The organism is Ramlibacter sp. (assembly GCF_036676645.1).
Taxonomy (GTDB): domain Bacteria; phylum Pseudomonadota; class Gammaproteobacteria; order Burkholderiales; family Burkholderiaceae_C; genus Ramlibacter.
This window is the reverse complement of sequence record NZ_JAKFCM010000082.1, coordinates 16,195-37,558: the sequence shown is the minus strand read 5'-3', so window position 1 is coordinate 37,558 and position 21,364 is coordinate 16,195. Positions and strand designations below refer to the sequence as shown.

Here is a 21,364-nt window from a genome sequence, read left to right as displayed (position 1 = left end):
TCGATCTGGAATGAACCTTCACCAGTTCCGCTTCGTCCAGGAGGCGGTGCGCCGCAACCTCAACCTCACGGAGGCGGCCAAGGCGCTGCACACCTCCCAGCCGGGCGTGTCCAAGGCGATCATCGAGCTCGAGGAGGAGCTGGGCGTGGAGATCTTCGCCCGGCACGGCAAGCGCCTCAAGCGCGTGACCGAGCCGGGCCTGCACGTGCTCAAGAGCATCGAGCTGATCATGCGCGAGGTCGGCAACCTCAAGCGCATCGGCGAGCAGTTCAGCGCCCAGGACAGCGGGACCCTCTCGATCGCCACCACCCACACCCAGGCCCGCTACGTGCTGCCCGGGCCCGTGGCCAGGCTGCGCGAGGCCTATCCCAAGGTCAATGTCAGCCTGCACCAGGGATCGCCGGACCAGGTGGCGCGCATGCTGATCGACGAAGTGGTCGAGATCGGCGTAGCCACCGAATCGCTGTCGGACTACCAGGAGCTGGTCACCCTGCCCTGCTACGAGTGGCAGCACATGCTGGTGGTGCCGCAGGACCACCCGCTGGCGCGCAAGGAGCGCATCACGCTGGAGGACCTGGCGGCCGAGCCGCTCATCACCTACCACCCATCCTTCACCGGGCGCACGCGCATCGACGCCGCTTTCGCCCAGCGCAAGCTGCAGCCGCGGGTGGCGCTGGAGGCCATCGATTCGGACGTGATCAAGACCTACGTGCAGCTCGGGCTGGGGATAGGCATCGTCGCCGAGATGGCGGTGAGCGGCAACGGACTGGACGGACTGGTCGCCCGCCCGCTGGGCACCCTGTTCGGGCAGAACGTCGCCCGGATCGCCTTCAAGCGGGGGGCCTACCTGCGCAACTTCGTCCTGCGTTTCGCCGAACTGCTCTCGCCCGACCGGCTGGACCGCCACCTGATTGCCAAGGCCATGAGCGGCCACGTGAACGACTATGACCTCTGACGCCCCCGACGTGCGCACGCCGCCCGTCCGCACCAAGCTGCCCGCAGTGGGCACGACCATCTTCACCGTGATGTCGGCACTGGCCAGCGAGACCGGCGCCGTCAACCTCGGGCAAGGCTTCCCGGATTTCGATTGCGACCCGCGGCTGGTGCAGGCCGTCACCGAAGCCATGTCGCGCGGTCTGAACCAGTACCCACCGATGGCCGGCGTGCCGTCGCTGCGCGAGGCGATCTCGGCCAAGGTGGAAACCCTCTACGGCCGCTGCTACGACCCGGGCACCGAGGTGACGGTCACCGCCGGCGCGACCCAGGCCATCATCACCGCCATCCTCGCGGTGGTGCGACCCGGCGACGAGGTGATCGTGCTGGAACCCTGCTACGACAGCTACGTGCCCAACATCGAATTGGCGGGTGGCACCGTCGTGCGCGTACCGCTGGTGCCCGGCAGCTTCCGGCCGGACTTCGGTGCGGTCGCCGCGGCGATCACGCCGCGCACCCGCGCGATCCTGGTCAACTCCCCGCACAACCCCAGCGCCACGGTATGGACGCGGCAGGAGATGCTGCGGCTGCAGGAACTGCTGGCCCCCACCGACGTGCTGCTGATCAGCGACGAGGTCTACGAGCACATGGTGTTCGACGGCCAGCCGCACCAGAGCGCAGCCAGCTATCCCGGCCTGGCGGCCCGCGCCTTCATCGTCTCCAGCTTCGGCAAGACCTACCACGTGACCGGCTGGAAGGTCGGCTACGTGCTGGCGCCGGCGGCCCTGTCGGCCGAGTTCCGCAAGGTGCACCAGTTCAACGTGTTCACCGTGAACACGCCGGTGCAGCACGGCCTGGCCGCCTACATGGCGGACCCGCGGCCGTACCTGGAACTGCCCGCGTTCTACCAGCGCAAGCGCGACCTGTTCCGCGAAGGGCTGGCGCGGACCCGGCTGCGCATGCTGCCCAGCGAGGGCAGCTACTTCCAGTGCGTCGACATCTCCGCGGTCAGCGACCTGCGCGAGGACGAGTTCTGCAAGTGGCTCACCCGCGAGGTCGGCGTGGCCGCCATTCCCCTGTCGGCGTTCTACGGCGATGGCTTCGACCAGCGCGTGGTGCGGTTCTGCTATGCGAAGAAGGACGAGACGCTGAGGGAGGCCCTGGGCCGGCTGGCCCGGCTTTGAATCGTGGATGCCCCGGATCAGGTCCGGGGCAGGCTCCCTCGATCAGGTCGGCGATGCTGCACCTTGGCGCTGCTTCCCCTCGATCAATTTCACCAGCGCCCAGAGGGCGCGGTTGACCGGGGTGGCGATGCCCAGCGCCTGGCCGCGCCGCACGACCAGGCCATTGAGGTAGTCGATCTCGCTGGGCTTTCCACGGGCGAGGTCCTGCGCCGTCGAGGAGAACTGCGCCGGCATCGTCTCGGCGATGCGGCGCACGGCTGCATCGATGTCGCCCGGGACCTGCACCCCGTCCGCCCGCGCCACCGCCATGCATTCGTCCACCACGTCCCGCATCACGTCGGCGATACCCTGGCTTCCAACGTTCTCGCCGTAGGGCCGCTGGGCGATCGCCGACACCGCGTTGTAGGCGCAGTTCAGGATCAGCTTGGCCCACAGCGCGCCGCGCACGTTCTCGGAAATCTCGGTGGGAACGCCTGCCGCTGCCAGCACTTTCGCCGCCCCGGCGCTGCGAGCCGAAGGCTCGATCACCAGTTCGCCGCGGCCATGGTGCCTGACGTGGCCCGGGCCGGCCATCTCCGTGGCCACATACACCACCGCGGCAGCGACAGCGTGCGCCGGCAGCACGGCGCGAAGGCGCTCCGCGTTGTCCACTCCGTTCTGCAGGCACAGCACCAGGGCGTCGGAGGCCAGGTGCGGCGCAATCGCGGCCCCGGCCGCCTCGGTGTCCATGGACTTCACGCAAAAGAGCACCAGGTCCGCGCCGCGCACGGCCGAAGGCTCGGTGCTCGCGGCGAGCCGCACGCGCTCGTCGAAGCTGCGCGTTTCCATGCGCAGGCCTTCGCGGCGGATCGCCTCCACGTGCTGCGGGCGCGCCACCAGCACCACCTCGTTCCCGGCGCGGGCCAGCATGCCGCCGTAGTAGCAGCCGACCGCCCCCGCTCCCATCACCGCAACGCGCAATGCACCAGCCATGCACGGGATTGTAGGCACCCGGCCCGTCAAGACCTCTTCCGGAACGCAGGGCAACACACCCGCCGGCTTGCTTACAGACGCCCGCGAAGCGCCGCTTCGAGAATGACCGGCTGTTCGAAGTCATGGGGAACGAGCATGAACCGCAGGGAAGCGGCAGCCCTCCTGGGCACGCTGGTGCTGGCCGGCTGCGGCGGTGGCAGTAGCGGAGGGGGCGGCGGTGGGACTGGCGCAGCCGCGGCGGTCGGTGGCGGCGTGGCCGAAACACCGGATGCCTCCGCCCTTCGCACGCCACCCACGCCCCACCTCGCGCTGTGGGGTGACTCCATGGTGCCGCCGCTGGCGCGGGCGCTGGCCCTGCTCCTGCCGGACCGCGAGGTGCACGACGGCGGCGTCATCGGCGATACCTCCATGCAGGTACTGGAGCGGCTGCAGGCCGCGAGCCCGGCGTTGCGCGACCGGATCACGGTGTTCTGGTTCGGCCACAACAACATCCGGCTGTCGGGGTCCGATGCCGCCGCCCAGGTCAAGGCCGACCTGGCCCAGGCGATCGCCAGCCTGGCGCCCGGCAACGACGACTACATCGTGCTGGCGCTGGTCAACAACGCGACCACGGCACCGGCGGGCACGCCGGAGTACGACACGGTCCTGCGCCTGAACCAGGACCTGGCCGCCGCCTACCCCCTGCACTTCTTCGACATCCGCCGCTTCATGGTCGAGCAGGCCGATCCTGCAACACCCCAGGGCGCCATCGACCGCGAGCACGACGTGCCGGCGTCCACCCTGCGGGCCGACGACATCCACTTGAGCGGGTTCGGCGCCGACGTGCTGGCCAAGCGCCTGCAGCTCCTTTTGCAGGCGTTCGGCTGGTAGCCATGCGCCGCATGCCGGCCCAGCGTCGACGCGCGCCCATAATCCGGCCCCGATGCCCCATGTCGACCTTTCGCAGGAACCGGGCGCCGTCCAGCGCATCTTCCAGGCGCTCGGGCTTGCCGGGCCGGGTGAACCGGTCGCCGCCGAGCCGATGGCCGGCGGCGTTTCCTCGGGCATCTACCGCGTGGCCCTGCGATCGGGCGACTGGTGCATCAAGCAGGCCCTGCCGCGCCTGAAGGTGGCCAAGGATTGGGTGGTGCCGGTGGAACGGGTGTTCCACGAGGTCGACTGGCTGCGGACGGCGCACGCGGTCGCGCCGGCGCATGTGCCGCCCGTGGTCGGCGAGGACCGGGCCACCGGCAGCTTCGTCATGCCCTTCCTCGGCCAGGGCCACCGCAACTGGAAGTCGCTGCTGCTGGCGGGCGACGCCGATCCCGGCGTGGCCCGGCAGGTGGGCGACGTGCTGGGGCAAATCCACGCGGCAACGGCCGACCGCGCGGACATCGCCGCGCGTTTCGAGACGGGCCACCTGTTCCATTCGCTGCGTCTGGAGCCCTATCTCGAGGAAGCCGCACGCGTCCACCCGCAACTGGCCGACCGGCTGCTGGGGCTGGTCGAGCGGACCGCCGGCACCCGGCGCGTGCTGGTGCACGGCGACGTGAGCCCCAAGAACATCCTGGTCGGGCCGCAAGGCCCGGTGCTGCTGGATGCCGAATGCGCGTGGTTCGGCGACCCGGCCTTCGACCTTGCGTTCTGCCTGAACCACTTCCTGCTCAAGGCGGCGCACCGGCCGGCCGGCGCCGCCCGCCTGATGCAGTGCTTCCGGTCGTTCACGCAGGCCTACGGGCCGCGCGTGTCCTGGGAAGACGGCGCATCCGTCGACTCCCGCGCGGCCGCGCTGCTGCCGGGCCTGGCGCTGGCACGCATCGACGGCAAGTCGCCGGTGGAGTACCTGGACGAAGCGACCCGCGAGCGGGTCCGCCGGTTCGCTTCGACCCTGCTGGGCGCGGGGCCGGGCCGGCTCGACGACCTCGCGCAGCGGTGGGCGCTGGAGTTTGCACCATGAGGATCCGCGAAGTCCGGGGCCGGCGCATCTGGGACTCGCGTGGGCGACCCACCATCGAAGTCGACGTGGTCAACGAGGACGGCAGCTGGGGCCGCGGCGTTGCGCCTGCGGGTGCCTCGCGCGGCACGCGCGAGGCGGTCGAGCGGCGCGACGGCGGGGTCCGCTTCGGCGGCCTGGACGTGCAGCAGGCCTTGAGCGGCATCGAGCGGGAGATCGCGCCCGCGCTCCGGGGTCTGGATGTCGGGGATCAGTCCGCGATCGACGCCCTGCTGGTGCGCCTGGACGGCACACCGGACCGCTCGCGGCTGGGTGGCAATGCGCTGGTCGCCACCTCCCTGGCCGCCCTGCAGGCGGCCGCCGCGGCCGCGCGCACGCCGCTGTGGCGCCATCTCGCCCAGGGGCGCCCCGTGCGGCTGCCGCTTCCGCAGGTCCAGGTCTTCGGCGGCGGCGCGCACGCCGGGCGCCGGGTGGACGTGCAGGATTTCATGGTGATCGCCACCGGCGCCGAGTCGTTCGCCCATGCACTGGAAATCACCGCCGATGTCTACCGCTGCGCCGGCGAGTTGATGGCGCAGCGCGGCCGCCTCGCCGGCGTCGCCGACGAAGGCGGCTGGTGGCCCGACTTCGCCCGCAACGAGGACGCGCTGGACACGCTGGTCGCCGCCATCGAGCGGGCCGGCTTCACGCCGGGCGGCGAGGTGGCCATCGCGCTGGACATCGCGGCCTCCGAGTTCGGCCGTGGCGGGCGCTACCGGCTCGCCCTCGAACAGGAGGAACTCGATTCCGATGCGATGGGCGAGCGCCTGGTGCGCTGGATCGAAAGGTACCCGGTCGCGTCCATCGAGGACCCGCTGGCCGAGGACGACGAGGCGGGCCTGGCGGCCTTCACCCGCGCGGTCGGCAGTCGCGTGCAGGTGGTCGGCGACGACTACCTCGTGACCAACGCTCAGCGGGTGCGCGACGCCGCAGCCGCCGGCGCCTGCAACTGCGTGCTGGTCAAGCCCAACCAGGCGGGCACCGTCAGCGAGGCGCGGGCGGCGCTCCAGGCGGCGCGGGAAGCCGGTTACGCCACCATCGTGTCGGCGCGCTCCGGCGAGACGGAAGACGTGGCCATCGCGCACCTGGCCACGGGCTGGGATGCCGGGCAGCTCAAGGTGGGTTCCTTCGCCCGCTCGGAGCGCATGGCCAAGTGGAACGAGGGCATCCGCATCGAGGGCGAGCAGCCGGGGCCGGCCGGATTCTGGGGCGCCCGGGCGCTGGCAGGGGGGAGGCGATGAAGCACTACTGGCTGATGAAGTCGGAGCCCGAAGAGGCTTCGGTGGACGATTTCCTGGCGGCGCCCGCCGCGACCCTCCCGTGGACGGGGGTGCGCAACTACCAGGCCCGCAATTTCATGCGCGACCAGATGCGCATCGACGACGGCGTACTGTTCTACCACTCCAGCTGCGCCGAACCGGGCGTGGTCGGCATCGCGCGGGTGTCCTCGGAGCCCTACCCGGACCCGACCCAGTTCGACCCGAAGTCGCCCTACTTCGACGAAGCCTCGAAGAAGGAATCGCCGCGCTGGGTACTGGTGGACGTGCAGGTGCTGGACAAGACACGCACCCTCGGCCTGCCCGAGATGCGGTCGATCCCCGCGCTGGCCGACATGCTGGTGCTCAGGAAAGGCAACCGGCTGTCGATCACGCCGGTCGAGGCCAGGCACTGGCAGCTGGTCACCCGCCTGCTGCGGAAATGAAAAGCCGCCCGGGAGGGCGGCACCGAAGGGAAAGGCCGCCAGCGGCAGCCTCGCTTCCCGTTCGTCACTCGGAGGAGATTTCCTCAGGCTCCGGCCGCGCCCGGCCTTCCTTCTTCGGCAGCGGCTGGATGTCCAGCAGGACCTCTTCCTTGTCGTCCAGGTCCACCGTCAGGCGGCCGCCCTCGGTCAGCCGGCCGAACAGCAGTTCGTCGGCCAGCGCGCGCCGGATCGTGTCCTGGATCAGGCGCTGCATCGGGCGGGCGCCCATGAGCGGATCGAACCCCTTGTGCGCCAGGTGCTTGCGCAGCTTGTCGGTGAAGGTGACCTCCACCTTCTTCTCGGCCAGCTGCTGTTCGAGCACCAGCAGGAACTTGTCGACCACGCGCAGGATGACCAGCTCGTCGAGCGCCTTGAAGCTGACGATGGCGTCCAGCCGGTTGCGGAACTCGGGCGTGAACAGGCGCTTGATGTCGGCCATCTCGTCGCCCGCCTCGCGCGGGTTGGTGAAGCCGATGGTCGCCTTGTTCATGGTCTCGGCGCCCGCGTTGGTGGTCATGATGATGATCACGTTGCGGAAGTCGGCCTTGCGCCCGTTGTTGTCGGTCAGCGTGCCGTGGTCCATCACCTGCAGCAGCACGTTGAAGATGTCCGGATGCGCCTTCTCGATCTCGTCGAGGAGCAGCACCGCGTGCGGCTTCTTGGTGATGGCCTCGGTGAGCAGGCCGCCCTGGTCGAAGCCGACATAGCCGGGAGGCGCGCCGATCAGGCGCGACACCGCATGCCGCTCCATGTACTCGGACATGTCGAAGCGGATCAGCTCGATGCCCATGATGTAGGCCAGCTGCTTGGCCGCCTCGGTCTTGCCGACCCCGGTGGGGCCGGAGAACAGGAACGAGCCGATCGGCTTGTCGCCCTTGCCCAGGCCCGAGCGCGCCATCTTCACGGCACCGGCCAGCACCTCCAGCGCCTTGTCCTGCCCGAACACGACGGACTTGAGGTCGCGTTCGAGGTTCTGCAGCTTGCCGCGGTCGTCGTTGGACACGTTGGCCGGCGGGATGCGGGCGATCTTGGCCACGATCTCCTCGACCTCGGTCCTGGAGATCGTCTTCTTGCGCTTGCCCGCGGGCAGGATGCGCTGGGCCGCGCCGGCCTCGTCGATCACGTCGATGGCCTTGTCGGGCAGGTGCCGGTCATTGATGTACTTGGCCGACAGCTCGGCCGCCGCCTGCAGGGCGTTGGCCGCGTACTTGACGCTGTGGTGCTCCTCGAAGCGCGACTTCAGGCCCTTGAGGATCTCGATGGTCTGCTCGACCGAAGGCTCCACCACATCGACCTTCTGGAAGCGGCGGGACAGCGCGGCGTCCTTCTCGAAGATGCCGCGGTACTCGGTGAACGTGGTCGCGCCGATGCACTTGAGCTGGCCGCTGGACAGCGCCGGCTTGAGCAGGTTGGACGCATCCAGCGTCCCGCCCGAGGCGGCGCCCGCCCCGATCAGGGTGTGGATCTCGTCGATGAAGAGGATGGCGTTGGGCTTGTCCTTGAGCGACTTGAGCACCCCCTTGAGGCGCTGCTCGAAGTCGCCGCGGTACTTGGTGCCGGCCAGCAGCGCGCCCATGTCCAGCGAGTACACGTTGGACTCGGCCAGGATCTCGGGCACGTCCTTCTGGACGATGCGCCAGGCCAGGCCCTCCGCGATGGCGGTCTTGCCCACCCCGGCCTCGCCGACCAGCAGCGGGTTGTTCTTGCGCCGGCGGCACAGGATCTGGATGACGCGCTCGACCTCGTACTCGCGGCCGATCAGCGGGTCGATCTTGCCGTCCCGGGCCGCCTGGTTGAGGTTCTGGGTGAACTGCTCCAGCGGCGAGGCCTTTTCGCTCTTCTCGCCGCCTTCCTCGCCGTCGGCACCCGACGACTCGCCGCTCTTGGCGGGCTCGGGCGGATCGCTCTTCTTGATGCCGTGGGCGATGAAGTTGACCACGTCCAGCCGGGTGACGCCCTGCTGGTGCAGGTAATAGACCGCGTGCGAGTCCTTCTCGCCGAAGATGGCGACCAGCACGTTGGCGCCGGTGACCTCCTTCTTGCCGTTGCCGGTGGACTGCACGTGCATGATGGCGCGCTGGATCACCCGCTGGAAGCCGAGCGTCGGCTGGGTGTCGACGTCGTCGGTGCCGGCGACCTGCGGGGTGTTGTCCTTGATGAAGTTGGACAGCGACTTGCGCAGGTCGTCGATGTTGGCCGAGCACGCCCGGAGCACTTCGGCCGCGCTGGGGTTGTCCAGCAGGGCCAGCAGCAGGTGCTCCACGGTGATGAACTCGTGGCGCTGCTGCCGCGCCTCCACGAACGCCATGTGGAGGCTGACTTCCAATTCCTGGGCAATCATGAACTTTCCTTTTGCCTTGCTAGCTGGGTCGCGGTGATCTCTTGGAGTGCGCCTTACTCGACAGGTTCACTCACGCACTGCAGCGGATGCCCCGCCTGGCGCGCGGCGTCCTGGACCTGCTCGACCTTGGTGGCGGCCACGTCGCGCGAGTAGACGCCGCAGATGCCTTTCCCATCGAGGTGGATCTTGAGCATGATCTGGGTCGCCGTCTCGCGGTCCTTGTTGAAAAATTCCTGGATCACCACCACCACGAACTCCATCGGGGTGTAGTCGTCGTTGAGCATGACGACCTGGTACATCTGTGGCGGCTTCGTCTTCTGGGTCCGCCTCTCGAGCACAACGGAACCGCCGTCGTCGTCCGCCGGCTGCGCGCGCGGCGCAACCGGGGCGGGCGCGGGTGGTTTGCTGGCCATGAAATTCATTCTATCGAGCAGACTTTCGCGCTGCACCGCAAAAGTGAAATGGTGACTGGTGCGCCACATTCAAGCAGCCGGGGGGCGGTTGGCGCCGCGGCAGCAGCCGACGGTCGGGCCGGACGCCAAATGACGCGGCGCTCCATTGTCCCAGCCGGAAGGGCGCGGGCCCTGGAACACCGCCCCCGCCACCCATCAAAACTTTAGTATGTGAAAATATTGACAGCACCGGGCCTTATCCGGGACACTCGCGCGCAAGTTTCGAGGGAACGGAAAGAGGCCCCGTCATGGCGACCGGTACTGTCAAGTGGTTCAACGATGCGAAGGGCTTCGGCTTCATCGAGCCCGACGGGGGTGGCTCGGACGTCTTCGCCCACTTCTCGGCCATCGCCATGGATGGCTTCAAGACGCTCAAGCAGGGCTCGCGCGTGAGCTTCGAGGTCACGCAGGGCCCCAAGGGCCAGTTGGCGCAGAACATCCAGACGGAGATGCAGCCGATCCGCACCGACGCGCCTGCTGCCCCGGGCGAGCGCCCGCCCCGCCAGTCCAAGGTGCGGGCGCCGCAGTTCCACGCCGCCGGGCACCGGACGGACGCGCCGGCGGACTGACGGCCCAGCCCGTCTTCGGCGGGCGGCCCCAATAAGAAGATCGCCGCCCCAGGGCGGCGATCTCTCGTTCAGGGTACCGACTCCAGGGGTCTGGGTGCCACTTTGCGGGGGTTGGAGCCGGGCGTCTTGCAGCAGGTCCTGGATTCCGGTTTTTCGCTGTGCTTGCAGGTCCTGGATCCCGGCTTTCACTGCGCTCGCCGGGATGACCCCGCGCCGGACCTGCGGCCCGGGGGGCGGGGTCACATCTGGTCGATCATGACCTGGCCGAAGCCGGAGCAGGACACCTGGGTCGCGCCGTCCATCAGCCGGGCGAAGTCGTAGGTGACCTTCTTGGACAGGATGGCCTTTTCCATCGAACTGATGATCAGGTCGGCGGCCTCGGTCCAGCCCATGTGGCGCAGCATCATCTCGGCCGAGAGGATCTCCGAGCCCGGGTTGACGTAGTCCTTGCCGGCGTACTTGGGCGCGGTGCCGTGCGTGGCCTCGAACATTGCCACGGTGTCGCTGAGGTTGGCGCCAGGGGCGATGCCGATACCGCCCACCTGGGCCGCCAGCGCGTCGGAGACGTAGTCGCCGTTGAGGTTGAGGGTGGCGATCACGCTGTACTCGGCCGGGCGCAGCAGGATCTGCTGCAGGAAGGCGTCGGCGATGCTGTCCTTGACGACGATGTCCTTGCCCGTCTTCGGGTTCTTGAACTTGCACCACGGGCCGCCGTCGATCGGCTGGGCGCCGAACTCGCGCTGGGCCAGGGCGTAGCCCCAGTCACGGAAGCCCCCTTCCGTGAACTTCATGATGTTGCCCTTGTGCACGAGCGTGACGCTGGGCTTGTCGTTGTCGATGGCGTACTGGATGGCCTTGCGCACCAGCCGCTCGGTCCCCTCGATCGAGACCGGCTTGATGCCGATGCCGGAGGTCTCGGGGAAGCGGATCTTGGTGACACCCATTTCCTTGATCAGGAAATTGATGAGCTTCTGGGCCTTCTCCGTCTTCGCCTCGTACTCGATGCCGGCGTAAATGTCCTCGGAGTTCTCGCGGAAGATGACCATGTGGGTCTTCTCGGGCTCCTTCAGCGGCGAGGGCACGCCCTTGAAGTACTGGATCGGGCGCAGGCAGACGTACAGGTCCAGTTCCTGGCGCAATGCGACGTTCAGCGAGCGGATGCCTCCGCCCACCGGCGTGGTCAGCGGCCCCTTGATGGAAACGACGTAGTCGCGCACCGCGTGCAGCGTCTCTTCCGGCAGCCACACGTCCGGGCCGTAGACCTTGGTCGATTTCTCGCCGGCGTAGACCTCCATCCAGTGGATCCTGCGCTTGCCGCCGTACGCCTTGGCGACGGCGGCGTCGACCACCTTGAGCATGACCGGCGTGATGTCCATCCCCGTGCCGTCGCCCTCGATGTAGGGAATGATCGGCTGATCCGGCACGTTCAGCGAAGTGTCGGCGTTGACGGTGATCTTCTGGCCCTGGCTGGGCACCTTGATGTGCTGGTACATGGAGGAAAGCGTCCTTCGGGGAGGATGGGAAATGCTGCGTTGCCACAGGCCACTGGCTGCGGCAAACCACGGGATTCTAGCCCCCGCTGCACGACGGGCCTGCCGTGCCATCGGGATAAGCCCTGCCCTGTCAACCGACCTGAGGGGGCCTGCGTTGCGGCTTGAGCTTCCCGGAAACGGGAGGTGCTTTTCGACAATCATCATCCCAAAGGAAGAAAACCATGAACAAGCTGCTCGCCTCCCTGGTCGCCGCCCTCTTCACGACGGCCGTCTTCGCGCAGGCCACGCCCGCCACGCCCGCCACGCCGGCGGCTCCGGCCAAGGCCGAAGCGAAGAAGGAAGAGAAGAAGGACGTCAAGGCCGAAGCCAAGGCCGACAAGAAGGAAGCCAAGGCGGACAAGAAGGCTGCCAAGGCCGAAAAGAAGGAAGAAGCCAAGAAGTAAGGCCTTCCGGCCTGCACGAGAATGCCCGCCTCCGTGCGGGCATTCTTCTTGGGGCAAACCCCTGATCCGGCCACCGAGGTTGCGCTGTCAACGCGCGCATCCGTCCTCCCGTTACGGTGAGGCCTTCCGCATCCGGAAGGAAAGCTGCAACCCGCTTCCCGCAACCCACCGAACCGAGAGGATCCCCATCATGTCGAAGCTGCTCGCTGCCCTGACCGCCGTCCTGTTCTCCGCTTCCGTGTTCGCGCAGGCCACCCCGGCCACGCCCGCGACCCCGGCGGCCCCGGCCAAGGCCGAAGCCAAGAAGGAAGACAAGGCCGCCGCCAAGGAAGAGAAGGCGGCCGCCAAGGAAGACAAGGCCGCCGCCAAGTCGACCAAGAAGACCAGCAAGAAGACCGCCAAGAAGACCAAGAAGGCCGAGGACAAGAAGGCCTGATCCAGCGCCTCTGCCCGGGTGCCCGCTTCGGCGGGCACTTTCGTTTCGGGCGCACTTCGGACGCACAATCGCGCCCATGAAAGCCTTGATCGCAGCCCTGTCACTGGCAGCCGCCGCAACGGCGGCCCCGGCCCAGGATCCCCAGACCGGCTTGCCGAGGGTGCAACTCGCGGCCGGCATGCACCAGATCGACGCCCAGGTCGCCCGCACCCCCGACGAACGCGTCACCGGACTGATGTGGCGCCGGCAGATGCCCCAGCACGAGGGCATGCTGTTCGTTTTCGCGCAGCCGTCGGTCCAGTGCTTCTGGATGAAGAACACCCTGCTGCCCCTGTCGGCTGCCTTCCTCGACGACGACGGCACCGTGGCCAACATCGTCGACATGCAGCCGAAGTCGCTGGACTCCCACTGCTCTGTCCGCCCCGTGCGCTACGTCCTCGAGATGAACCAGGGCTGGTTCGCCAAGCGCGGCATCAAGGCCGGCGCCAAATTAACCGGCGAACCGTTCAAGAGGTAACGGAAAACCCAAAGGACAAGGCCCGCGAATGCGGGCCTTGTTTTCAGTTGGAGCGAAGCGGATGCCAGCGAAGCGGTTACCCGAAATTCTTCTGCACGAACTCCCAGTTCACCAGCTTGTCCAGGAAGGTCTCGACGAACTTCTGGCGCAGGTTGCGGTAGTCGATGTAGTAGGCGTGCTCCCAGACATCCACGGTCAGCAGGGCCTTGTCGGCGGTGGTCAGCGGGGTGCCTGCAGCACCGGTGTTGACGATGTCCACGCTGCCGTCCGCCTTCTTGACCAGCCAGGTCCACCCCGAGCCGAAGTTGCCGACGGCGGACTTCACGAAGGCTTCGCGGAAGGCGCCGTAGCTGCCCCACTTGGCCTGGATCGCCTTGGCCACTGCGCCGGTGGGCTCGCCGCCGCCGTTGGGCTTCATGCAATTCCAGAAGAAGGTGTGGTTCCAGGTCTGGGCTGCGTTGTTGTAGATGCCGCCGGAGGACTTCTTGACGATGTCCTCCAGGGCCATGTTCTCGAACTCGGTGCCCTTCTGCAGGTTGTTCAGGTTCACCACGTAGGCGTTGTGGTGCTTGCCATGGTGGTACTCCAGGGTCTCCTTGGAATAGTGCGGCGCCAGCGAGTCGATCGGGTACGGGAGCGGGGGCAGGGTGTGTTCCATGGTTCCTCGAGTTGATGTTGGTCTATCGGAAGCGAACGATTCTAGGCACTAAAGCAACCTCGGCCGGGACACCGTCAGATCAACCTCTCCTTCCGACAGGGTCGCCCGCAGCGGCTGGCCCGGACGGGTCTGCGCCGCCCGGCAGACCACGTGCCCCTGCTCATCGGTGATCAGCGCGTAGCCGCGCTGGAGCACCAGCCGCGGGTCGAGCAGTTCCAGGCGCAGCCCGGCCCGGTGCAGCCGCTCGTGCTGGCGCTGCAGCCCGCGCGCAAGGGCCGCGGCACAGCCACTGTCGCGCGCGGCCAGTTCCGCCTGCGCGCGCTCCAGCCGCAGCCGCACGGCATGGGGCAAGCGTTCACCGAGCTGCGCCAGGACACGCTGCTGGTGTCCCAGGCGGACGGAGGGCCGGCCCAGGCGTCCCGTGGCCTGGTCCAGCCGCTGCGCCGCCGAGTCCAGCCGGCGCAGGATCGCCGCGCGCAAGCGATCGTCCGCATCCTGCAGCGCCTGCAGCAGTTCCGCGCGCGGTTGTGCCACCAGCTCGGCCGCTGCCGTCGGCGTCGGCGCGCGCAGGTCGGCGCAGAAGTCGGCGATGGTGAAGTCGGTCTCATGCCCGACGCCGCACACCAGTGGCACCGGGCTGCGCACCACCGCGCGCGCCAGCACTTCCTCGTTGAACGACCACAGGTCCTCGATCGAGCCGCCGCCGCGCACCAGCAGGATCACGTCGATGCGCCCGGCCTCGGCCTGCCGGTACAGGGAATCCAGGGCCCGGACGAGTTCACCGGCGGCCTGGGCGCCCTGCACCGGCGCGGGCGCCAGCACGACCGGGATGTGCGGCACGCGCCGGCGCAGCGCCGTGGCCACGTCGTGCAGCGCAGCAGCGCCGGTGGAGGTCACCAGGCCGATGGCCCGCGGCAGGGCTGGCAGCGGCCGTTTGCGAGCCGGATCGAACAAACCTTCGGCTTCCAGCCGGGCCTTCAGCTGCACGAAGCGCTCGTACCAGGCGCCCTGCCCGGCTCGCCGCAGGCTTTCGACCACCAGTTGCAGGTCGCCGCGCGGCTCGTACACAGTCAGGCGGCCTTGGACCTCGACCAGGTCGCCATCGCGCGGCACGAAGTCCAGCAGCCCGGCCGCGCGCCGGAACATCGCGCAGCGCAACTGCCCCTGCGGATCCTTGAGCGAGAAGTACAGATGGCCGCTGGACGGCCGCGAGCAGCCCGAAACCTCGCCGCGGACCGCCACCGGGTTGAGTCTGGCATCCAGGAATTCAGCAACGGCGCGGCATAGCGCGCCAACTTGCCAGATTCGCGGCGAAAAGGCAGGGACCGGGGTACTGGACATCAGATCGGGTGCGGCTGCGCGCCGCATCGGGCGGCGGTTCTAGTCCACAGCGCGCGCACGCTGCACATGGAGACGGGCGAACCACAGGAAAACGCCGATTCCGTCGAGCAAGTGCTTGATTTCACAGGAAATTTTCCTGCTGAATTTGTGATCGATCTGACATCTGGAAGCATTCATGCGGCCTGCGCGACCCTGGAGTGGGGTTTCTGCACAAAGTTGTCCACAACTTCTGTGCGTCGCTTCCTACCCGCGATGGCGTTTGTCCGACACCGCCTGAGCTCCTCCATAATCGCGCCCACCTTCTGCATTCCCAAGCGCGGCGGAGCCCTGTTTTGTTTTCGATCATACAAGCCGCAGGCTGGCCGATCTGGCCGCTGGTTGCCTGCTCCATCCTTGCCCTGGCCCTGGTCATCGAGCGCTTCCTCAGCCTCAAGCCCGCACGCGTCGCGCCACCCCGGCTCTTGGACGAGGCCATGGCGGTTTCACGCGCCTCGGTCCCGGGGCCGGACGTGGTCAGCCAGCTCGAGCAGAACTCCGCACTCGGCGAGGTGCTGGCCAGTGGCTTCCGCGCGCTCAACAGCGACCCGCGCTGCAGCGAGTCGGACCTGCGCGCCACCATGGAGGGCACCGGGCGGGCCGTCGCGCACCGGCTGGAGCGCTACCTGAGCGCACTGGCCACCATCGCCTCGGCCGCGCCGCTGCTCGGCCTGTTCGGCACCGTGGTCGGCATGATCGAGATCTTCGGCTCACAAGCCCCCTCCGGCGGCATGACCGGCGGCAACCCGGCCCAGCTCGCCCATGGCATCTCGGTGGCGCTCTACAACACCGCGTTCGGCCTGATCATCGCCATCCCCGCGCTGATCTTCTGGCGCTACTTCCGCGCCCGGGTGGACGGGTACCTGCTCACGCTGGAGCTGGCCTCCGAGCGCTTCGTGCGCCACCTCCTGGCCCTGCGTCGCGCATGAACTTCCGCAGCCGTCCCCGCGAAGAGCCGGAGATCAACCTGATCCCGTTCATCGACGTGCTGCTGGTGGTGCTGATCTTCCTGATGCTGACCACCACCTACAGCAAGTTCACCGAACTGCAGCTGCGCCTGCCGGTGGCCGACGCCGATGCCCAGCGCGACTACCCGCGCGAAGTGATCGTGGGCGTGGCCAGCGACGGGCGCTACACGGTCAATCGCGAGCCGGTCAGCGGTCGCGGTCCGGAGGTCCTGGCGATGGCGCTCTCCGAAGCCGCCAAGGCCGGCCGCGAGAGCGTGATCATCATCAGCGCCGACGCCACTGCGCCGCACCAGTCGGTGATCACCGTGCTGGAGGCCGCGCGCCGCTCCGGGCTGCAGCAGATCACCTTCGCGGCGCAGTCGTCGGCGCAGGCCGGCGGGCGCTGAGCAACGTGCGCCAGGCCCTGCAGAGCGCCTGGCTGCGCCGCGGGCCCCTCGCCTGGGCACTCGCCCCCTTGTCGGTCCTGTACGGATTCGCGCTGCGCCTGCGCGAGGGGCTGTTCCGCGCCGGCGTGCTGGGCATCGAGCGCGCACCGGTACCGGTCGTCGTGGTCGGCAACGTGGTCGCCGGCGGCGCGGGCAAGACACCAGTGGTGATGGCGATTGCCGAGCGCCTCACCGCGCAGGGGGTGGCAGTCGGCGTGGTGTCGCGTGGCCACGGCCGCCGCGGCGGCGAGTGCCGCCCGGTCACGCCCGGCAGCGACCCGGCCGAGGTCGGCGACGAGCCCCTGCTGGTGGCCACGCGCTGCCACGTCCCGGTGTTCGTCGCGGCGCGGCGCCCCCGGGCCGTGCAGGCCTTGCTGCAGGCCCATCCCGGGACCGAGCTGATCCTCAGCGACGACGGCCTGCAGCACCGCGCCATGGCGCGCGACGTCGAGATCTGCGTGTTCGACCGGCGGGGTGCCGGCAACGGCTGGCTGCTGCCCGCCGGACCGCTGCGCGAGCCCTGGCCGCGCGCCGTCGACCTGGTCCTGCGCGATGCCGATGCGGCCGGAATCGACGGCTTCGTGGTCCGCCGACGCCTGGCCGGCTACGCCTGGCGGCCCGGCGGCGAGCGGATCGGTCTCGGCGAACTCGCGGCCGCGGGCGAATGCGCCGCGCTCGCCGGCATCGCGCAGCCGCAGGCCTTCTTCGGCCAGCTGCGTGCCGCCGGCATCCGGTTGCGCAACGCCTGGCCCTTGCCGGACCACCACGACTTCGCGGCCGGCGGGCCCTGGTCGGCAGCGAAGCTGCCGCTGCTGTGCACGGAGAAGGACGCCGTCAAGCTCTGGCGCCACCAGCCCGCCGCCTGGGCCGTTCCGCTGGAGCTGGAGATCGACGCCGCCTTCTGGCCGGCACTGCAGTCGCTGCTGCAGCCAAAGCTATCATCGCCGCATGGACCCCAAACTGCTTGAGCTGCTGGTCTGCCCGGTCACCAAGGGCCATCTCGACTACGACCGCTCGCGGCAGGAACTGGTGTCGCGCAGCGCGCGCCTCGCCTACCCGATCCGCGACGGCATTCCGGTGCTGCTGGAGGACGAGGCGCGCACGCTGAGCGACGAGGAGCTCGAACGCCTTCCGGCCCGCACGCCGCTCGTCTAGCGCCGTGGCCTTTTCGGTCCTCATCCCGGCGCGGCTGGCCTCGACCCGGCTGCCCAACAAGCCGCTGGCCGACATCGGGGGCAAGCCCATGGTCGTGCGGGTGGCCGAGCGCGCGCAGCGTTCGGGGGCCAGCCGCGTCGCGGTGGCCGCCGACAGCCCCGACATCGTTGCGGCCTGCCGCGCGCACGGCGTGGAGGCGCTCCTGACCTCGCCCGACCACCCCTCCGGCACCGACCGCCTGGCGCAAGCCAGCCGCCTGCTCCAACTGGGCGACGACGAGATCGTCGTCAACGTGCAGGGCGACGAGCCGCTGATCGATCCCGGGCTGATCGACGCCGTGGCGGAGCTGTTGCAGCACGGGGGTGGAGCGGACATGGGTACGGCGGCGCACCCGCTGCAGGACCCGGGCGAGTTCGCCAATCCCAACGTGGTCAAGGTGGTCACCGACTCGGCCGGCCTGGCCCTGTATTTCAGCCGCGCGCCGATCGCCTGGTGGCGCGATGGCTTCGCCGATGGCATCACCCGCCTGCCCGAACCGGCGCCACTGAGGCACGTGGGCATCTACTCGTACCGGGCCGCGTTCCTGCGCCGCTTCCCGGCCCTGCCGCAGGCACCCATCGAGCAACTCGAAGCCCTGGAGCAGTTGCGGGCCCTCTGGCATGGCCACCGCATCGCGGTGCACGTGGCCGGCCGCGCGCCCGGGCCCGGAGTCGACACGCCGCAGGACCTGGAGCGGGTTCGCGCCCTCTTCGCGCAGCAGCCATCCTGAAGGGCACGCAGAGCCTGCGTGCTATCCTCAACCGAACGATGCGCAGCGGCCCGGCGCGTGGATGACCACGGGCCCGCGGCGTCCGCTTCCAACCATCCGAGGACCTCCATGAGACTGATCTTGCTGGGCGCGCCGGGCGCAGGCAAAGGCACGCAGGCCACCTTCATCTGCCAGAAGTACGGCATCCCCCAGATTTCCACCGGCGACATGCTGCGCGCCGCGGTGAAGGCCGGGACGCCGCTGGGCCTGGCGGCCAAGCAGGTCATGGACTCGGGCGGACTGGTCGGCGACGACATCATCATCGGCCTCGTCAAGGAGCGCCTGACGCAGCCCGACTGCGCGCGCGGCTTCCTGTTCGACGGCTTCCCGCGGACCATCCCGCAGGCCGAGGCCCTGAAGCAGGCCGGCGTCAAGCTCGATTACGTGCTGGAGATCGACGTGCCTTTCGACGCCATCGTCGAGCGCATGAGCGGCCGCCGCTCCCACGTGGCCTCGGGCCGCACCTACCACGTCAAGTTCAACCCGCCGAAGGTGGCGGGCGTGGACGACGTCACCGGCGAGCCGCTGGTCCAGCGGGACGACGACCGAGAGGAAACGGTGATGAAGCGGCTGCAGGTGTACGCCTCGCAGACGCGCCCGCTGGTGGACTACTACGCCAACTGGGCCAAGGACGACCCGGCCAACGCGCCGCGCTACCGCGCGATCAGCGGCATCGGCACGGTGGAGGAGATCACCGCGCGGGCGCTGGCCGCGCTGGCCGGCTGAGCGTTCAGGCCAGCAGTTCCAGCAGCAGGTCCACCCGCGCCTTCACCGGCGTGAGCGGGTGCGCCGGCAAGCGATCGCCGGCCTGCGCGATCACTTTCCCATCCAGGCACCGCGTGCTGCGCAGCACGCGCACGCCCTTCTCCATGGCGCGCAGCAGCGCCTGCTCCATCGGCACGTTGAGGCTGCCGTTGCCGGTGCCGGCCGCCACCAGTCCCTGCACGCCGCCCGCCACCAGCGCGTCGACCGTGCGCGATCCCGCGCCGGCATGGTTGGTCACGATCTCCACCCAGGGCCACTCGCGCGCGCACAGCACCCTGTCCAGCAGGCCCGCGCCAGACAACCCCTGCGGCCAGCCCCTCAGCTGGCGCACGCGCCCCGCTTCCACGTAGGCCAGCGGCCCCGCGTCACCCGAACCGAAGGCATCCAGCCGGTAGGTGTGCACCTTGCGCACTTCCGCCGCGCCATGCACGACGCCGGCACAGACCGCCATCACGCCTCGCGCGCCGGCCTGCCGTGCGACCGTGAAGGCATCGAGCAGGTTCTGCGGCCCGTCCGGCACCAGCGCGGTGGCGGGCCGCATCGCGCAGGTGATCGCCACCGGCTTGCCGGGCGCCAGCACGCGCTGCAGGAACCAGGCCGTTTCCTCCAGCGTGTCGGTGCCATGGGTGACGACGATCCCGGCGACGTCGGCCTGTCCGAGCCAGTGCGCGCAGCGCGCCGCCAGCGACTGCCAGACGCCGAAGGCCATGTCCTTGCTGTCGATCTGCGCGACCTGCTCGGTGACCACGCGGACGTCGCGCAGCTCCGGGATGGCGGCGACCAGGTCCTCGACGCCGATCTGGCCGGCCACGTAGCCGAGCTCGGCGCCGGGCGCCCCGCGGCCCGCGATGGTGCCACCCGTGCCCATGACAACGATTCGATCCGGACTCACTTGCACTCTTTCTAAAACTGGTTAAAAATACAGCTACTGGATGGGCAGCCAGTGGCTGCCCCAAGGAGCCCCGCATGACCGAGTCGCCCAAGCTCACCGCGCGCCAGCAGCAGATTCTGGACCTGATCCAGTCCGCGGTCGCGCGCACCGGCGCCCCGCCCACCCGTGCCGAGATCGCGGCCGAACTGGGCTTCAAGTCGCCCAACGCGGCCGAGGAGCACCTGCAGGCCCTGGCACGCAAGGGCGTGATCGAGCTGGTCAGCGGCACTTCGCGCGGCATCCGCCTGCGCGACGAAACGCTGCGCGCCATCAACGAGTCGCGCGTCAAGCAGTTCGCGTTGTCGCTGCAGGGCATGGCGCAGATCCCGCTCCCGCTGGTCGGCCGCGTGGCGGCCGGCTCGCCCATCCTGGCGCAGGAGCACATCGACCAGACCTATTACGTCGAGAGCACGCTGTTCCAGCGCCGGCCCGACTACCTGCTCAAGGTGCGCGGCATGTCCATGCGCGACGCCGGCATCATGGACGGCGACCTGCTCGCCGTCATGTCCACCCGCGAAGCCAAGAACGGCCAGATCGTGGTGGCGCGCCTGGGCGACGAGGTCACCGTCAAGCGCTTCCGCCGCAACAAGCAGGTGATCGAACTGCACGCCGAGAACCCCGACTACCCCACCATCGTGGTCCACCCCGGCGAGCCCTTCGAGATCGAAGGGCTCGCCGTCGGCCTGATCCGCAACACCATGCTGATGTAGGCCGCCGGCCGGAAGGCAGCAGGTGGCGGGCGTATGGCGCGCAAGGCGCCATCACCCTGCGCCCTCCGGCACCCTCTCGCCAATCTCGCCTGTGTTTCCAACCTGAAGTTCAAGGAAAGCGACATGGGACTCACCATCTGCACGCTGGCCGGCGCACTGCGCACGGCTCGTGGCTGGCTCATCGGCCGCGGCAAGGGCACTGCCCGGCAACCCGTCGGCGCCGGCTCGCCCATTCGGCCGCCCGGCGCCGGCGGCCTGCACACCTCGGCCTGCCGCGCGCATGTGGCGTGGCCGCAGCGCAGCCACGGCCCCGCTGCGCGCCGGCCATTGCGCGTGCTGCGCGTGGTCGACGTCGCGCAGGGCGCCAGCACCGCCGGCCGGATGGTGATTTCCGGCCGCATGGCCGACGTGTGCGCCGAACTCGACCGCCTCGTCGCACTCGAGGCAGCGGCAGCCTGACCGGGCCCGGTTGCGCGAAGTTCGCGGCCCGATCCGGAAACGCTCGCGTTTCCGA

At 69.2% G+C, this 21,364-nt stretch carries 25 protein-coding genes; 18 read left to right on the top strand and 7 right to left on the bottom strand.

What is annotated here, in order from left to right; genetic code table 11:
* Positions 1-10: 10 nt before the first annotated feature.
* Positions 11-955 carry a CysB family HTH-type transcriptional regulator gene (locus V6M57_RS12065; protein ID WP_332815236.1) on the top strand — a complete coding sequence of 315 codons (945 nt, stop codon included), beginning with the start codon at positions 11-13 and terminating at the stop codon, positions 953-955.
* A complete protein-coding gene (locus V6M57_RS12060) occupies positions 945-2,117 on the top strand; it encodes a pyridoxal phosphate-dependent aminotransferase (RefSeq protein WP_332815235.1) in 1,173 nt (390 codons plus the stop codon). The genes V6M57_RS12065 and V6M57_RS12060 overlap by 11 nt, the downstream gene beginning before the upstream one ends.
* Before the next feature lie 42 nt (positions 2,118-2,159).
* Here the strand turns inward: V6M57_RS12060 and V6M57_RS12055 are convergent, their stop codons facing one another.
* Positions 2,160-3,077 carry a ketopantoate reductase family protein gene (locus V6M57_RS12055; protein WP_442968824.1) on the bottom strand — a complete coding sequence of 306 codons (918 nt, stop codon included), beginning with the start codon at positions 3,075-3,077 and terminating at the stop codon, positions 2,160-2,162.
* 147 nt (positions 3,078-3,224) lie between these two features.
* Here V6M57_RS12055 and V6M57_RS12050 point away from each other — a divergent pair, with 147 nt between their 5' ends.
* From V6M57_RS12050 to V6M57_RS12035, 4 genes are read left to right on the top strand one after another with little or no spacing between them, the layout of a single operon-like run.
* On the top strand, positions 3,225-3,959 hold the full coding sequence (locus tag V6M57_RS12050; RefSeq protein WP_332815233.1) for an SGNH/GDSL hydrolase family protein: 735 nt from the start codon (positions 3,225-3,227) through the stop codon (positions 3,957-3,959).
* A gap of 52 nt (positions 3,960-4,011) precedes the next feature.
* Positions 4,012-5,025: a phosphotransferase family protein gene (locus tag V6M57_RS12045; RefSeq protein WP_332815232.1), complete on the top strand. Its 1,014-nt coding sequence runs from the start codon at positions 4,012-4,014 to the stop codon at positions 5,023-5,025.
* Positions 5,022-6,302: a phosphopyruvate hydratase gene (gene eno, locus V6M57_RS12040; protein WP_332815231.1), complete on the top strand. Its 1,281-nt coding sequence runs from the start codon at positions 5,022-5,024 to the stop codon at positions 6,300-6,302. The genes V6M57_RS12045 and eno overlap by 4 nt, the downstream gene beginning before the upstream one ends.
* Positions 6,299-6,763: an EVE domain-containing protein gene (locus V6M57_RS12035; protein WP_332815230.1), complete on the top strand. Its 465-nt coding sequence runs from the start codon at positions 6,299-6,301 to the stop codon at positions 6,761-6,763. The genes eno and V6M57_RS12035 overlap by 4 nt, the downstream gene beginning before the upstream one ends.
* 64 nt (positions 6,764-6,827) lie before the next feature.
* Here V6M57_RS12035 and clpA read toward each other — a convergent pair whose 3' ends face one another.
* Entirely contained in the window at positions 6,828-9,143 is a 2,316-nt protein-coding gene (gene clpA / locus V6M57_RS12030) for an ATP-dependent Clp protease ATP-binding subunit ClpA (RefSeq protein WP_332815229.1), read from the bottom strand.
* Positions 9,144-9,196: 53 nt separating this feature from the next.
* A complete protein-coding gene (gene clpS, locus V6M57_RS12025) occupies positions 9,197-9,565 on the bottom strand; it encodes an ATP-dependent Clp protease adapter ClpS (protein ID WP_332815247.1) in 369 nt (122 codons plus the stop codon).
* 278 nt (positions 9,566-9,843) lie between these two features.
* Between clpS and V6M57_RS12020 the strand changes: the two genes are divergently transcribed.
* Complete coding sequence (locus V6M57_RS12020; protein ID WP_332815228.1) at positions 9,844-10,164, top strand: cold-shock protein; 321 nt, start codon at positions 9,844-9,846, stop codon at positions 10,162-10,164.
* A 239-nt stretch (positions 10,165-10,403) separates the two neighbouring features.
* Here the strand turns inward: V6M57_RS12020 and icd are convergent, their stop codons facing one another.
* On the bottom strand, positions 10,404-11,657 hold the full coding sequence (gene icd, locus V6M57_RS12015; RefSeq protein WP_332815227.1) for an NADP-dependent isocitrate dehydrogenase: 1,254 nt from the start codon (positions 11,655-11,657) through the stop codon (positions 10,404-10,406).
* Between the two features lie 221 nt (positions 11,658-11,878).
* On the opposite strand from icd, the gene V6M57_RS12010 reads away from it, so the two are divergent.
* From V6M57_RS12010 to V6M57_RS12000, 3 genes are all read left to right on the top strand, one after another.
* The gene (locus V6M57_RS12010; RefSeq protein ID WP_332815226.1) at positions 11,879-12,100 is read left to right on the top strand and encodes a hypothetical protein; all 222 of its coding nucleotides are present in this window, start codon (positions 11,879-11,881) and stop codon (positions 12,098-12,100) included.
* Positions 12,101-12,290: 190 nt separating this feature from the next.
* The gene (locus tag V6M57_RS12005) at positions 12,291-12,536 is read left to right on the top strand and encodes a hypothetical protein (RefSeq protein ID WP_332815225.1); all 246 of its coding nucleotides are present in this window, start codon (positions 12,291-12,293) and stop codon (positions 12,534-12,536) included.
* Between the two features lie 76 nt (positions 12,537-12,612).
* A complete protein-coding gene (locus V6M57_RS12000) occupies positions 12,613-13,053 on the top strand; it encodes a DUF192 domain-containing protein (RefSeq protein ID WP_332815224.1) in 441 nt (146 codons plus the stop codon).
* Between the two features lie 76 nt (positions 13,054-13,129).
* Here the strand turns inward: V6M57_RS12000 and V6M57_RS11995 are convergent, their stop codons facing one another.
* Together V6M57_RS11995 and xseA are read right to left on the bottom strand one after the other, a co-directional pair.
* Positions 13,130-13,711, bottom strand: coding sequence for a superoxide dismutase (locus V6M57_RS11995; RefSeq protein ID WP_332815223.1), 582 nt, complete (start codon positions 13,709-13,711; stop codon positions 13,130-13,132).
* A 48-nt stretch (positions 13,712-13,759) separates the two neighbouring features.
* Positions 13,760-15,052 (bottom strand): exodeoxyribonuclease VII large subunit, encoded by a 1,293-nt coding sequence (gene xseA, locus V6M57_RS11990; protein WP_332815222.1) that lies wholly within the window; start codon positions 15,050-15,052, stop codon positions 13,760-13,762.
* 332 nt (positions 15,053-15,384) lie between these two features.
* Between xseA and V6M57_RS11985 the strand changes: the two genes are divergently transcribed.
* From V6M57_RS11985 to adk, 6 genes are all read left to right on the top strand, one after another.
* Complete coding sequence (locus V6M57_RS11985) at positions 15,385-16,017, top strand: MotA/TolQ/ExbB proton channel family protein (protein WP_332815221.1); 633 nt, start codon at positions 15,385-15,387, stop codon at positions 16,015-16,017.
* The gene (locus V6M57_RS11980) at positions 16,014-16,442 is read left to right on the top strand and encodes an ExbD/TolR family protein (protein ID WP_332815220.1); all 429 of its coding nucleotides are present in this window, start codon (positions 16,014-16,016) and stop codon (positions 16,440-16,442) included. Before V6M57_RS11985 ends, V6M57_RS11980 begins: the two co-directional genes overlap by 4 nt.
* The gene (gene lpxK / locus V6M57_RS11975; protein ID WP_332815246.1) at positions 16,439-17,449 is read left to right on the top strand and encodes a tetraacyldisaccharide 4'-kinase; all 1,011 of its coding nucleotides are present in this window, start codon (positions 16,439-16,441) and stop codon (positions 17,447-17,449) included. The genes V6M57_RS11980 and lpxK overlap by 4 nt, the downstream gene beginning before the upstream one ends.
* A complete protein-coding gene (locus V6M57_RS11970; RefSeq protein ID WP_332815219.1) occupies positions 17,430-17,636 on the top strand; it encodes a Trm112 family protein in 207 nt (68 codons plus the stop codon). Before lpxK ends, V6M57_RS11970 begins: the two co-directional genes overlap by 20 nt.
* 4 nt (positions 17,637-17,640) lie before the next feature.
* A complete protein-coding gene (gene kdsB / locus V6M57_RS11965; RefSeq protein WP_332815218.1) occupies positions 17,641-18,405 on the top strand; it encodes a 3-deoxy-manno-octulosonate cytidylyltransferase in 765 nt (254 codons plus the stop codon).
* 108 nt (positions 18,406-18,513) lie between these two features.
* On the top strand, positions 18,514-19,170 hold the full coding sequence (gene adk / locus V6M57_RS11960; protein WP_332815217.1) for an adenylate kinase: 657 nt from the start codon (positions 18,514-18,516) through the stop codon (positions 19,168-19,170).
* Between the two features lie 4 nt (positions 19,171-19,174).
* On the opposite strand, the gene V6M57_RS11955 is transcribed toward adk, so the two are convergent.
* Positions 19,175-20,101, bottom strand: coding sequence for an asparaginase (locus V6M57_RS11955; protein WP_332815216.1), 927 nt, complete (start codon positions 20,099-20,101; stop codon positions 19,175-19,177).
* Between the two features lie 74 nt (positions 20,102-20,175).
* Here V6M57_RS11955 and lexA point away from each other — a divergent pair, with 74 nt between their 5' ends.
* Both lexA and V6M57_RS11945 read left to right on the top strand, forming a co-directional pair.
* Positions 20,176-20,850, top strand: a complete 675-nt coding sequence (gene lexA, locus V6M57_RS11950) for a transcriptional repressor LexA (RefSeq protein ID WP_332815215.1) — start codon at positions 20,176-20,178, stop codon at positions 20,848-20,850.
* A 123-nt stretch (positions 20,851-20,973) separates the two neighbouring features.
* Positions 20,974-21,309 (top strand): hypothetical protein, encoded by a 336-nt coding sequence (locus tag V6M57_RS11945; RefSeq protein ID WP_332815214.1) that lies wholly within the window; start codon positions 20,974-20,976, stop codon positions 21,307-21,309.
* Positions 21,310-21,364 lie beyond the last annotated feature (55 nt).